The sequence below is a fragment of the Actinosynnema sp. NPDC037264 genome (assembly GCF_055603705.1).
In genome coordinates, this window is record NZ_JBVJVK010000005.1 from 24505 (window position 1) to 36967 (window position 12463).

Consider the following 12463-nt stretch of genomic DNA (forward strand, 5'->3'; position numbering starts at 1 on the left):
CGTCCACCGGGCCGGGCGCCGCGCCACCGATATACGCTCAGCGAGTCATCTCAAGAAGTGGAAGGTCCGTCGTGGAGTACGTCGAGAGCGTCGTAGACCTGGTCGGCAACACGCCGTTGGTGAAGCTGAACGCGGTGGCCGAGGGACGCCGGCCGCTCATCCTCGCCAAGGTCGAGTACCTCAACCCCGGCGGCAGCGTGAAGGACCGCATCGCGCTGCGCATGGTCGAGGCGGCCGAGCGCAGCGGCGAGCTCAAGCCCGGCGGCACGATCGTCGAGCCCACGTCGGGCAACACCGGCGTCGGCCTCGCGCTCGTGGCCCAGCAGAAGGGCTACAAGTGCGTCTTCGTCTGCCCGGACAAGGTCAGCGTGGACAAGCGCAACGTGCTCAAGGCCTACGGCGCCGAGGTCGTGGTGTGCCCGACCGCGGTCGCGCCGGAGCACCCCGACTCCTACTACAACGTCTCCGACCGCCTGGTCGCCGAGATCCCCGGCGCGTGGAAGCCCAACCAGTACGCCAACCCGGAGAACCCGGCCAGCCACTACCACGGCACGGGTCCGGAGGTGTGGCGGCAGACCGAGGGCCGGATCACGCACTTCGTCGCGGGCGTCGGCACCGGCGGCACGATCTCCGGCACGGGCCGCTACCTCAAGGAGGTCTCCGAGGGCCGGGTGAAGATCATCGGCGCGGACCCCGAGGGCTCGGTCTACTCCGGCGGCACGGGCCGGCCGTACCTGGTGGAGGGCGTCGGCGAGGACTTCTGGCCGGACGCCTACGACCGGGACGTGTGCGACGAGATCGTCGCGGTGAGCGACGGCGACTCGTTCGAGATCACCCGGCGCCTGGCCCGCGAGGAGGGGCTGCTCGTCGGCGGCTCGTGCGGCATGGCCGTCGCGGCGGCGTTGCGGGTGGCCGAGACCGCGGGCCCGGACGACGTGATCGTCGTGCTGCTGCCCGACGGCGGGCGCGGCTACCTGTCGAGCGTGTTCAACGACAAGTGGATGGCGCAGTACGGCTTCCTGTCGCCCGACACGTCCGGCGCGACGGTCGGCGACGTGTTGCGGCGCAAGGACGGCACGGTGCCCGACCTCGTGCACGGCCATCCGAATGAGACGGTCGCCGAGGCCGTCGCGATCATGCGCGAGTACGGCGTCTCCCAGATGCCGGTGGTCAACGCCGAGCCGCCCGTGATGGCGGCCGAGGTGGCGGGCGCGGTCAACGAGCGCGACCTGCTCGACGCGCTGTTCACCGGCAAGGCGCAGCTGACCGACCGGCTCGACCGGCACATGTCGTTGAAGCTGCCGACGATCGGCGCCGGCGAGTCGATCAGCTCCGCGATGTCGGCACTGTCCTCAGCGGACGGTGCGCTGGTGCTGGAGGACGGCAAGCCGGCCGGAGTCGTCACCCGGCAGGACATCCTGGGTTTCCTCGCCGGTCGCTGACCGGTTGCCGGCCGGCCCCCGGACGCGGTCGACGTGTCCCGTTCCTCATCGCGGATCGGGACAGGTTGACCGGTTGTGCGTGGCCGGGGGACCGGCATCCGCTAGCGTTGGCCACCGACTCATACACCTACGGCCCGTGCCAAGGGGGTTGGAAACTCCGATGAACGCTCCGCAGCCGCCAGGGAACCAGCAGTTCGGCGGTCAAAACCAGCAGGAGCAGGGGCAGGGTGCCCAGCCCCCGAACGCCGACGCGACGCAGGTCGTGCCAGGCGGCGGCCAGCCCCCTGCTTTCCCGCCGCCGGAGGCGACCCAGGTCGTGCCCTCCGGACCGCAGCAGCCCCAGTCGAACCCGGACGCGACCCAGGTCGTGCCGCCGGGCGCGACGCAGCAGCCCGGGTCCAACCCGTACGGTCAGCCGGCGCAGCAGCCCGGCTCCGGCGCGTTCCCGGCCCAGCAGCCGCCGCAGTACGGGCAGCAGCAGCCCGCCCAGTACGGCCAGCAGCAGGCGTACGGGCAGCAGCCGCCGTCGAACCCGTACGGCCAGCCGCAGCAGCCTCAGCAGTACGGCCAGCAGCAGCCCAACCCGTACGGCCAGGCGCCCGCGTCGAACCCGTACGGCCAGCCGCAGCAACAGCAGCAGGCGTGGGGCGCCCAGCAGGCGTACGCCGCGCAGCCCGCTTACGGTGCGCCGTCAGGGGGTTACGCGGAGTGGGGCAGCCGGGCGATCGGCGCGTTGATCGACTACGTCGCGCCGGGCGTGATCGTCGGCATCCTCGCCGGCATCGGCGCGGCGACCGGTGACCCGACGCTCGCGCTGATCCTCAGCGGCATCGGGTACGTCGGCCTCATCGGCTTCATGATCTACAACTCCTGGTACCTGGCCGGCACCACCGGCCAGTCGATGGGCAAGAAGGTCGCGAAGATCAAGCTCATCAAGGAGGAGACGGGGCAGCCGATCGGCTTCGGCAACGCCTTCGTGCGCCACCTGTGCCACTTCGTCGACTCGCTGCCCTGCTACGCGGGCTGGTTCGCGCCGTTGTGGGAAGCCAAGAAGCAGACGTGGGCCGACAAGATCCTGGGCACCATCGTGGTCAACGCCCCCGCGGGCGCGGCTCCCGGCGGCTACCCCGGCGGCTACGGCCAGCAGCAGGCCAACCCGTACGGCCAGGCGCCCGCGTCGAACCCGTACGGCCAGCCGCAGCAGCAGAACCCGTACGGCCAGCAGCCGCCGCAGCAGTGGTGACCTAGGTCGGACACCGATTCACCCGACCGCCCGTCGGCCTTCCGGCCGACGGGCGGTTGCGTTTTCCGCCGCCGTACCCTAGACGCATGACGGACACCGGCCACTACGGTTTCGCGACCAGGGCTATCCACGCCGGGCAGGACCCCGACCCGACCACGGGCTCGGTCATCGTGCCGATCCACGCCACGTCCACCTACGCCCAGGACGGCGTCGGCGGGCTGCGCGGCGGTTTCGAGTACTCCCGCACCGGCAACCCGACCCGTGCCGCGCTGGAGGAGTGCCTGGCGGCGCTCGAAGGCGGGCGGCACGCGCGCGCGTTCGCCTCCGGCATGGGCGCGACCGACGCGGCCCTGCGCGCGATGTGCCGCCCCGGCGACCACGTCGTCATCCCGAACGACGCGTACGGCGGCACGTTCCGGCTGATCGACAAGGTGCTGTCGCACTGGGGCGTCGAGCACACGCCGGCCGCGCTGTCCGACGTGGACGCGGTGCGCGCGGCGATCCGGCCGAACACCAAGGTCGTGTGGGTCGAGACGCCGACCAACCCGCTGCTCAACATCGCCGACATCGCGCTGCTCGCGCAGGTGGCGCACTCGGCGGGCGCGCTGCTCGTGGTCGACAACACGTTCGCCTCGCCGTACCTGCAGAGCCCGCTGGAGCTGGGCGCGGACGTCGTGCTGCACTCGACGACCAAGTACGTCGGCGGGCACTCGGACGTCGTCGGCGGGGCGTTGATCACGTCGGACGACGAGCTCGACGCGCAGTTCGGCTTCCTGCAGAACGGCGCGGGCGCCGTGCCGGGGCCGTTCGACGCGTGGTTGACGCTGCGGGGCATCAAGACGCTCGAAGTGCGCATGGAGAAGCACTCGGACAACGCCGAGAAGGTCGTCGAGGCCCTGGTCCGGCACCCGAAGGTGACCCGCGTGTACTACCCGGGCCTGCCCGAGCACCCCGGCCACGAGGTCGCGGCGAAGCAGATGCGCCGGTTCGGCGGGATGATCTCGTTCCGCGTGGCGGGCGGCGAGCAGGCGGCCCTCGACGTCTGCGCCCGCACCCGCCTGTTCACCCTGGCCGAGTCGCTGGGCGGCGTCGAGTCCCTGATCGAGCACCCGGGCCGGATGACCCACGCCAGCACCGCCGGCTCCCTGCTGGAGGTCCCCGCCGACCTGGTCCGCCTCTCGGTGGGCATCGAATCGGCCGACGACCTGGTCGCCGACCTCCTGGCCGCCCTCGACTGACCCGCGAGCCGAACCCCGCGTCCCGCGTGTCGAACCCTCAGCCCTCGCGAGGGTTCGACACGCGGGGTCAGCGGGGGCCGTAGCGGGCGGCGGAGCGTTCCTTCGCCTTGGCGGCCTCGACCTCGCGGTCGCGGGGCGGGGCCTGCGTGACCAGCGATTCGAGCAGCACGCGGGTGGCCTCGGCCACCGCCTCGACGGCCGCGTCGAACGCCGCCTGGTTCGCCGCCGACGGACGCGTGGACCCGCTCACCTTGCGCACGTACTGGACGGCCGCCGCGCGGACCTCGTCCTCGGTGGCGGGCGGTTCGAAGTTGTGGAGCACCCTGATGTTGCGACACATGGGTCCACTATCGCCCACGCGCCCGCGAACGTCAGGGCTTGACGTCGTACCGCGCGTTCTCCACCCGCGGCACGGCGGGCAGGTCGTGCCCGTCCACGCACCCGCCGACGAACTCCACCACGCCGTCGCGCTCCACGAACCGGCCCGTGTCCGCGCACCCCGCGTGGGCCACGGTGAAGAACGCCGCGCCGGTCAACGCCGCGGCGGTGGCCACCGCTCCGACGAGCGGGAGCACCGCGGTGACCCGTGCCGCGAGCGCCATGCCACCCTCCAGGTGAATGCTGTGTGAGACGACCCCGCACCGAGGGTACCGGTCCCGGCGCGTGCGGTACGGGCTTCGTCAGCGTTACGACAGGATCCGACGCGAACGGGCCGGCCGGGGGTGCCCGGACCGGCCCGTCGCCGTCACAACGCGAGGCGTCGCCCGGCGGTTCCCGCCGCGGCGGAGCCGAGGAGCTAGAGGTTGCCCCGGCGCTCCTGCTCGCGCTCGATCGCCTCGAACAGCGCCTTGAAGTTGCCCTTGCCGAAGCCGAGCGACCCGTGCCGCTCGATCAGCTCGTAGAACACGGTCGGCCGGTCGCCGATCGGCTTGGTGAAGATCTGGAGCAGGTAGCCGTCCTCGTCCCGGTCGACCAGGATCCGGTGCTCCTTGAGCACCTCGATCGGCACGCGCACCTCGCCGATGCGCGCCCGCAGCTCCGGGTCGTCGTAGTACGAGTCGGGCGTCTCCAGGAACTCCACGCCCGCCGCGCGCATCGCGGTCAACGTGGCCACGATGTCGTTGGTCGCCAGCGCGATGTGCTGCACACCGGCGCCCTCGTAGAACTCCAGGTACTCGTCGATCTGCGACTTGCGCTTGGCCACGGCGGGCTCGTTGAGCGGGAACTTCACCCGGTGGTTGCCGTTGGAGACGACCTTGCTCATCAACGCCGAGTAGTCGGTGGCGATGTCGTCGCCGATGAACTCCGCCATGTTCACGAAGCCCATCACCCGGTTGTAGAACTCCACCCAGTGGTCCATCCGGCCGAGCTCGACGTTGCCCACGCAGTGGTCGACCGCCTGGAACAACCGCTTCGGCGCGCCCGCCGGCCGCACGACCGTGCTCTCCCGCGCCTCGTACCCGGGCAGGTACGGCCCGCGGTAGCCCGACCGGTCGACCAGCGTGTGGCGGGTCTCGCCGTAGGTCGCGATGGCCGCGACCCGGACGGTGCCGTGCTCGTCGGTGAGGTCGTGCGGCTCTTCGAGGACGGTCGCGCCCTGGGCGCGCGCGTGCTCGATGCACCGGTCCACGTCGGCGACCTCCAGCGCGAGGTCCACCACGCCGTCACCGTGCTTGCGGTGGTGGTCGAGCAGCGGGCTGTCCGGCCGCACGCCGCCGTTGATCACGAACCGCGCCGAGCCGGACTTGAGCACGAAGGACTTGTGGTCCCGCTGCCCGGTCTCCGGCCCGGAGTACGCGACGAGCTGCATCCCGAAGGCGACCTGGTAGAACCACGCGGTCTGGGTCGCGTTGCCGACCACGAAGACCACGGCGTCCATAGAGCGGACGGGGAACGGGTCGCGCGTCCCGTCGTAGTCGACCAGGCCCACGAGTTGGCGGAGCTGGTCGTAGCTCACGTCGTCAAGCTGCTGCGTCATATCTCACAGCATGTGGAATGCTGGTCAGGGTGCGCAACAGTCCAGTGTTCTGCTGGTCATCTTGTACAGTGGTTCATGCCTTCGGACCCGCAAGCTGAACACTCTGACCAGGCCGTCGACGCTCTGGACGCACGGCTGTTGCTGCTGCTCACCGACGAGCCCAGGCTGGGCGTGCTGGAGTGCTCACGGCGCCTCGGCGTGGCCCGCGGCACGGTGCAGGCCCGGCTGGACCGGCTGGTGGCGCGCGGCGTGCTGACGGGCTTCCCGCCCGCGCTCGACCTGGCCGCGATGGGCTACGGGCTGACCGCGTTCGCCGTGCTGGAGATCGCCCAGGGCCGGCGGCACGAGGTGTCGCAGGGGCTGGCCGCGATCAACGAGGTGTGCGAGGTGCACGCGACGACTGGGCCGGGCGACCTGTTCGCGCGGGTCGTGGCCCGGTCCAACGCCGACCTGCAACGGGTGATCGACTCGATCGTGGACGTGCCGGGCGTGCAGCGGCTGTCCACGTCGATCGCGCTCTCCACCCCGGTCCCGCCCCGCGTGCGGCCCCTGCTGGAACGCGTCACGTGACCGGATCAGGTGACGGACAGTAGAAGGGCGGCCACCCCGCGTGGTGGCCGCCCTCCCGGTGTCCTGGGGGTCAGCCGGCGTACGGCACGGCCTTGATCAGCGTGACTTTCATCGTGCTGCCGTTGGGCAGCTCGTACTGACGAGCCTCGCCCTCCTTCGCGCCGAGCAGCGCCTTGCCCAGCGGCGACGACGGGGAGTAGACCTCGAGGGCGCCGTGCGCGCCCTCTTCACGGGTGGCGAGCAGGAACTCCTCCGTCTCGTCATCACCGTCGTAACGCACAGTGAGCACCATGCCGGGCGCCGCGACGCCCGTCACCGTGGGCGCCTCGCCGACCTTGGCGACCCTCAGCAGCTCCTGCAGCTGGCGGATGCGGGCCTCCTGCTTGCCCTGCTCCTCGCGGGCCGCGTGGTACCCGCCGTTCTCGCGGAGGTCACCCTCCTCGCGACGCGCGTTGATCTCCGCAGCAATGACCGGGCGATTCTCGATCATCTCGTCCAGCTCCCCCTTGAGCCGGTCGTAGGCCTCCTGGGTCAGCCAGGTCACCTCAGTGTCGCTCACGGTCACCAACTCCTCGTCTTGCTCCGGCCCACGGCGTGGGCTGGCAGTTCCCGGGCGCACCAGCCCGGAACGGAAAAACACGGCCCGCGTCGGGGCCGTGCTGAAAGGCCAGAGTAACAGACCCAGAACGTTCGGCGACGGCGTTTTGTTCCCGGATCCGCCCCTAAAGCCGCAGATCACCCGCTTGGCCGCTACCTCGTGGACAGGTACGCCGGAACCTGGTAGGAGCAGCCGAAGACCTCGCCGGTGACCGGTGGTTTGGACGTCCGCAGCACGGTCGTCGCCCGCACGGTGTCGGCTCCCGGCGCGACCAGGACCTCCCGCCGGCCGGCCTCGTCGCCGTCCTGGGAACGCGCGCGCACGATGCACACCACGGGCTGCTCCGGGGTCTGCCTGACCACCTCGAACGTGATCTCGACCGTGCTGTCGTCGACCACGGTGAACGCGGTCTGCTTGGCCTCGACGGGCATCGTGCCGAGGTTGCGGTAGCCGACCCACGCGACGACCCCGCCGACCAGCACCGCGATCACGGGGAGTGACCACCGCGCCCACCTGGGCAGGGACCTGCGCGGTGTGCCGTACCGACCCTCCGGCAGTGCCACTGTCCGAAACCTTCCCGCCCGTGGGGAACAATGTCCCTCGACCACCGCGTTGAGTGTCGCAGGGGCCGGACCAGACAGGTTCGGCAGGGGCGAGGAGGAGCACCACCGTCATGGTTGAGAAGCTGCGCCTGATGGCGGTGCACGCGCACCCCGACGACGAGTCCAGCAAGGGCGCCGCCACGATGGCCCGCTACGTGGCCGAGGGCCACGAGGTCATGGTCGTGACCTGCACGGGCGGTGAGGCGGGCAGCATCCTCAACCCCGCCATGGACCGCCCGGACGTGCTGGAGAACATCGCCGAGATCCGCCGCGGGGAGATGGCCCGCGCCGCCGAGATCCTGGGCGTGCAGCACCGCTGGCTGGGCTTCGTCGACTCGGGCCTGCCCGAGGGCGACCCGCTGCCGCCGCTGCCCGAGGGCTGCTTCGCGCTCGTGCCGCTGGAGGAGTCCACGCCGCCGCTGGTCGAGGTGATCCGCGAGTTCCGCCCGCACGTGATCGTCACCTACGACGAGAACGGCGGCTACCCGCACCCCGACCACATCCGCTGCCACGAGGTGTCGGTCGCCGCGTTCGACGCGGCCGGCGACCCCGAGCGCTACCCCGAGCTGGGCGAGCCGTGGCAGCCGCTGAAGCTGTACTACTCGCACGGGTTCTCCCGCGCGAAGCTGATGGCGTTCCACGAGGCCCTGATCGCGGTGGGCGAGGAGTCCCCGTACGCCGAGTGGCTGGCGGGCTGGGACGCCGACAAGCCGGACGTGATCGAGCGGGTCACCACCCGCGTCGAGTGCGCCGACTACTTCCCGGTGCGCGACGAGGCCCTCAAGGCCCACGCCACCCAGATCGACCCTGAGAGCCGCTGGTTCGCCGTGCCGCTGGAGATGCAGCGCTCGGTGTGGCCGACGGAGGAGTACGAGTTGGCGCGGTCGCTGGTCGACAGCACCGTGCCCGAGGACGACCTGTTCGCGGGCGTCCGGGAGAGGGTGACCGCGTGACCTCGTTCGACCCGATCCCGTGGGAGCAGACCACGGCGGTCGTCCTGGCCCAGCAGCCGTCCACGGACAAGGACCCGGGCGGCCAGCAGGAGGACTTCGGCAAGTCCTCCCCGCTGGGCCTGCTGGTGCTGGTGCTGTTCTTCATCGCCGTGGTCTTCCTGGTGAAGTCGATGAGCAAGCACCTGAAGAAGCTGCCCGCGTCGTTCGACGAGCCCGAGTCCGGGGCCAAGTCCGAGCCGGAGGCCAAGCCCGAGGCGAAGGCGGGCAACGGCAACGGCGGCGCGAAGAAGGACGACTAGCCGAAGTCGAACCGGAGCACCCCGGAGGGGCACCACACCACGAGCGTGCCGTCCGGGTGCCAGATCAGGTCGGTCACCGGCGAGTCCAGGTCGACCGCCGCGAGGGTGCGGGCCGGGCCACCGGACGGGCAGGACCACACGACCACCGTCCCGCCGTCGTCGCCGATCGCGACGAACGCCCGACCGCCGCGCAACGCCGTCGCCGCCTTGGTGCTCGGCCCGGCGACCCCCGCCCACGGTGGCGCCCACGGCGTCAGGTCGTCGCCGGTCCACGTGTACAACGCAAGCCGGGCGGTGACCGGGATCCAGGCGGGGTCGGCGGCGGCGAAGTCGACGCGCTCCGCCAGGGGGACGAGCTCGCGCGGCCGGTCGTGGTCGGACAGGGCGAACAGCCGGAGTTCCGGCCCGCCGCGGTGCGAGCGCGGCCGTACGACGTCTCGTCGCGTGAACCGCCGCCACGACGCCGTGCGCAGCGGCGGCAGCCCCGGCTCGGCCAGGACGGCGTGCGAACCGTCCCACCAGGGGGTCGGCGCCGCCGCGACCCGTCCGTCGTCGGTCGTGAAGAGCACCACCGATGGGAGCATCGCCGTCGGCGGCAGGGGAGAGCGGCGCTCGTCCGGCTCCGGTGGGTCGTCGTCCACTTCCCATAGGTGGACCCGGTGGTCCGCGTCCACCGACAGCACCACGGGACGTCCGCCCGGTCCGAGGCCGGCCGCGATCTTGCCGACGCTGATCGCGTCGTTGCGCCAGACGGGGCCAACCTGGCTCAGGTCGTCGCCCAGCGCCCAGACCGAGATGGCGCCGAACTCGTCCCGGATCGCCACGACCACCCGCCCGTCGGCCAACCGCGCGTCGGCGAACTCGCCCGCGAACAGCCGTCGGACCACCGATTCGCGGATCAGGCCTCGGTCGCCGACCCCGTAGCAGGTCACGCGCGCCTCTCCCGCCCACAGGAGCAGCAGGCGACCGTCGGGACGGGTGACGAACCGCAGCGGGTACGGCTGCCACGTGCTGTCGAGCGGCTCCCCGACCGGCGTCAGCCGGTCGTCCACCACCCGGTACAACCGCAGCGCGGTGTCGCCCTGGTGCGCCACGAACACCGCGCCGTCCTGTACATCCATCGCGACGAGCCCGGACACCGCGTCGCGGACGACGACCCGGTCCACGACGACCGGCGCGTCGGCGGTCCAGTCGACCAGGAGCACCTCCTCCCGCTCGGCGACGACCGCGAGCAGCCTGTCGCCCGAGCAGACCGCGGCCAGGCTCCGCACGCGCACGGCGTCCAGCGAGCCGTTCACCCGCAGGCCGCCGGTGAACGACCACTTGCGCAGCTCTCCGCTGAAGGAGGCCGTCAGGGCGAACTCCGCCCCGTCCTCGCGCACCACGTGAGCGGTCGCGTGGGGCAGGACGCCGACGTGCGCGGGCGCTTCCGACACCGGGACCAGCCGGTGATCGCGGAACCGGTGGAGCACCGCGCGGTCGCGGTGGAGGGTGAACGCGGCCGGCTCACCGGAAGCGTCGAGCCACAGCACGACGTCGTCGGCGGCCGGCAACCGGGCGAGCACCTGCTGGGAGCCCTCGTCCTCCCACCCGAGCACGTCCGCCCGCCACGGCGGCTCGAACCGCGCCACGAGCCGGTCGGCGAACCGCCCGTACCCCAGCTGCCGGGCCGTCAACGCGAGGCGTGCCGCGCGCTCGCGCGGGTCGAGGTCGGCGAGGTGGTGACTGGCCTTGCGGTAGACGCGCCCGTGCACGCGCGCACGCTCGGAGGTCACGCGCGCCAGGTGCGGCACGAGTCGTTCCGGCGGCGCGACGACCAGGAACCCGGGGTCCTCCACCAGTTCGTCCAGCCGACCGGCGGCGGCGGCGTGCTGGACCAGGTGCGTCCGCACGTACTCGGGCGCGTCCTCCCACTCGGTGACCTGCGCGCGCAGCGTCCGGTAGACCACCGGCTCCACGCCCGGCCGCTCGGCGCGGAACGCGTCGTCCAATGCCTGGTGGAACAGCCGGTACGAGCCACCCGCCTGCTCCACCAGGTAGCTCGCCGCCGAGGTCAGCACGGCACGCAGGTCGCGGGGCGTGTAGTCGGCCCCACTCAGCGCAGTGGCCAGCGCCAACCACAGCGGACCTTCGGGCAGGCCGCCGCCCTCGGCGTGGGCGAGGGGCAGCAGCAGGTCGCGCGCCACCCGAGGCTCCTCGAACCGCACGGTCAGGTAGTCGTCCACGGCCGCGCCGACGCTGGTCGGCAGCCGGTCCGAGTCGGTCAGGCACGCCAGTTGCGCGATCAGGAAGTTGCCGCCCGCGTGCGCCGCGATCGCCGCCGCGCGCACCGGGTCGCCGACCCGCCGTTGCGCGTAGGCGACCACGTCCCGGTGGTCTAGGTAGGTCTCGGAGTCGAGGTCGAGCACCACCGGGTTGCCGAGCCTGGCCTGCAACGCGTGCGACGCCGACCCCCGCGCGCCCACCCGCGTACCGACGACGACGTGCCGCCCGGGGTGCGCGGCCAGCCGGTTCAGCAGGGTGGCGATGGCCATCGGCGCGTCGCCCGCCGCCTCGTCCAGCGCGTCGACCACGACCGAGACCGGTCCGCAGCGCTGGAGCAGCTGGGCCGCGTCGACGGCCTCCACCTCGGCCGCGTCGGCGATCGCCCGCACCACGTCGGCCACCGTCCTGCCGCGCGCGTGCACGGCCACCGTCACGCTGCCCACCGGCGGCAGCGCGACGTCGGGCGGCAGGCTGTCCGGCGGCACGAGGGGCCGGCCCGCGCGGTCGGCCAGGACGACGGTCCGGGCGAGCACGGCGCTCTTGCCGCTGCCCGGGCTCCCGACCACCGCCCGCACCCGGCCGTCGGCCGGTCCGCCCAGGTAGGACGCCAGCTCGGTCAACGCCCGGCGCCGGCCGACGAAGTGCCACGCGTCCGTCGCCTCGTGCGGCTCGACGCCCCGCGCCCGCGGCAGCCAGTGCGTGTCGAAGGCGTCGTCCAGGTCGACCCGCCAGCCGGTGAACCCCGCGCCGGGCGGCCACCTCCGGGTGATCTCCTCGACCGGGATCATGGCGCCGCCGCCCACGGCCTGGTGCGCGGTCACCACGATGCCGACCACGGCCCGCAGCACGTCGTCCCACACCGGCGCGCCCGAGAAGCCCCGGTCGATGCGGTGGCCGGAGGTGTGTTCCAGCTGCGCCCAACCGGGACCGACCCGGCCGCCCAGCCGCCCGCGCGACTCGGTGTGGTGACCGCCCGCGAACCCCTGCACCACGTACGGGTGGTCGCTCAACGCGGGCGGCGCGCGCAGGGGCGCGCACACGGCGTCCACCGGCCGGTCCAGGCGCAGCACGGCCAGGTCGCCGTCGTCGTCCCGGAACTCGACCGACGCGGCGACCGTCACCCCGGCGTGGACCAGCGTCACGTCCACCCGGTGGTGCGGCACGACGTGCGAGCACGTGAGCACCAGCTCCGGCGCGACGAGCACGCCGGCACCGGTGTCACCCACCCGGCCCAACCAGGGCGGGCGTTCCCGGTAGCTCGCGCGCACCCCGTCG

Annotated in this window: 12 protein-coding genes; 6 read left to right on the forward strand and 6 right to left on the reverse strand. The window is 72.4% G+C overall.

Annotated features, from left to right (window positions below; all coding sequences use genetic code 11):
- Positions 1–71 precede the first annotated feature (71 nt).
- From ACZ7GX_RS08065 to ACZ7GX_RS08075, 3 genes are all read left to right on the forward strand, one after another.
- Positions 72–1442, forward strand: coding sequence for a cystathionine beta-synthase (locus ACZ7GX_RS08065; RefSeq protein WP_498774148.1), 1371 nt, complete (start codon positions 72–74; stop codon positions 1440–1442).
- 160 nt (positions 1443–1602) lie between these two features.
- Positions 1603–2685 (forward strand): RDD family protein, encoded by a 1083-nt coding sequence (locus ACZ7GX_RS08070; protein ID WP_498774149.1) that lies wholly within the window; start codon positions 1603–1605, stop codon positions 2683–2685.
- A gap of 86 nt (positions 2686–2771) precedes the next feature.
- The gene (locus tag ACZ7GX_RS08075; protein ID WP_498774151.1) at positions 2772–3923 is read left to right on the forward strand and encodes a cystathionine gamma-synthase; all 1152 of its coding nucleotides are present in this window, start codon (positions 2772–2774) and stop codon (positions 3921–3923) included.
- A gap of 67 nt (positions 3924–3990) precedes the next feature.
- Here the strand turns inward: ACZ7GX_RS08075 and ACZ7GX_RS08080 are convergent, their stop codons facing one another.
- From ACZ7GX_RS08080 to hppD, 3 genes are all read right to left on the reverse strand, one after another.
- Positions 3991–4263, reverse strand: coding sequence for a DUF2277 domain-containing protein (locus ACZ7GX_RS08080; RefSeq protein ID WP_498774153.1), 273 nt, complete (start codon positions 4261–4263; stop codon positions 3991–3993).
- Between the two features lie 31 nt (positions 4264–4294).
- The gene (locus ACZ7GX_RS08085; protein ID WP_498774155.1) at positions 4295–4525 is read right to left on the reverse strand and encodes a hypothetical protein; all 231 of its coding nucleotides are present in this window, start codon (positions 4523–4525) and stop codon (positions 4295–4297) included.
- Positions 4526–4719: 194 nt separating this feature from the next.
- Positions 4720–5901, reverse strand: a complete 1182-nt coding sequence (gene hppD, locus ACZ7GX_RS08090) for a 4-hydroxyphenylpyruvate dioxygenase (RefSeq protein WP_498774157.1) — start codon at positions 5899–5901, stop codon at positions 4720–4722.
- Between the two features lie 75 nt (positions 5902–5976).
- Here hppD and ACZ7GX_RS08095 point away from each other — a divergent pair, with 75 nt between their 5' ends.
- Positions 5977–6471, forward strand: a complete 495-nt coding sequence (locus ACZ7GX_RS08095) for an Lrp/AsnC family transcriptional regulator (protein WP_053719386.1) — start codon at positions 5977–5979, stop codon at positions 6469–6471.
- Between the two features lie 70 nt (positions 6472–6541).
- Here ACZ7GX_RS08095 and greA read toward each other — a convergent pair whose 3' ends face one another.
- Both greA and ACZ7GX_RS08105 read right to left on the reverse strand, forming a co-directional pair.
- Positions 6542–7036, reverse strand: a complete 495-nt coding sequence (greA, locus tag ACZ7GX_RS08100; protein WP_053719387.1) for a transcription elongation factor GreA — start codon at positions 7034–7036, stop codon at positions 6542–6544.
- 185 nt (positions 7037–7221) lie between these two features.
- The gene (locus tag ACZ7GX_RS08105) at positions 7222–7632 is read right to left on the reverse strand and encodes a DUF4307 domain-containing protein (protein ID WP_498774159.1); all 411 of its coding nucleotides are present in this window, start codon (positions 7630–7632) and stop codon (positions 7222–7224) included.
- A gap of 110 nt (positions 7633–7742) precedes the next feature.
- Here ACZ7GX_RS08105 and mca point away from each other — a divergent pair, with 110 nt between their 5' ends.
- Positions 7743–8624 (forward strand): mycothiol conjugate amidase Mca, encoded by an 882-nt coding sequence (mca, locus tag ACZ7GX_RS08110; RefSeq protein WP_498774161.1) that lies wholly within the window; start codon positions 7743–7745, stop codon positions 8622–8624.
- Positions 8621–8923, forward strand: a complete 303-nt coding sequence (locus ACZ7GX_RS08115) for a hypothetical protein (RefSeq protein ID WP_498774163.1) — start codon at positions 8621–8623, stop codon at positions 8921–8923. Before mca ends, ACZ7GX_RS08115 begins: the two co-directional genes overlap by 4 nt.
- Here the strand turns inward: ACZ7GX_RS08115 and ACZ7GX_RS08120 are convergent.
- A complete protein-coding gene (locus tag ACZ7GX_RS08120) occupies positions 8920–12456 on the reverse strand; it encodes a serine protease (protein ID WP_498774165.1) in 3537 nt (1178 codons plus the stop codon). The genes ACZ7GX_RS08115 and ACZ7GX_RS08120 overlap by 4 nt on opposite strands.
- Between the last annotated feature and the right edge of the window lie 7 nt (positions 12457–12463).

What these genes read in the sequence shown, in the direction of transcription:
- ACZ7GX_RS08070 (WP_498774149.1), top strand. Translation starts at nt 1,603, where the DNA reads ATGAACGCTCCGCAGCCGCCAGGGAACCAGCAGTTCGGCGGTCAAAAC.
- ACZ7GX_RS08075 (WP_498774151.1), top strand. Translation starts at nt 2,772, where the DNA reads ATGACGGACACCGGCCACTACGGTTTCGCGACCAGGGCTATCCACGCC.
- ACZ7GX_RS08080 (WP_498774153.1), bottom strand. Translation starts at nt 4,263, where the DNA reads ATGTGTCGCAACATCAGGGTGCTCCACAACTTCGAACCGCCCGCCACC.
- ACZ7GX_RS08085 (WP_498774155.1), bottom strand. Translation starts at nt 4,525, where the DNA reads ATGGCGCTCGCGGCACGGGTCACCGCGGTGCTCCCGCTCGTCGGAGCG.
- hppD (WP_498774157.1), bottom strand. Translation starts at nt 5,901, where the DNA reads ATGACGCAGCAGCTTGACGACGTGAGCTACGACCAGCTCCGCCAACTC.
- ACZ7GX_RS08095 (WP_053719386.1), top strand. Translation starts at nt 5,977, where the DNA reads ATGCCTTCGGACCCGCAAGCTGAACACTCTGACCAGGCCGTCGACGCT.
- mca (WP_498774161.1), top strand. Translation starts at nt 7,743, where the DNA reads ATGGTTGAGAAGCTGCGCCTGATGGCGGTGCACGCGCACCCCGACGAC.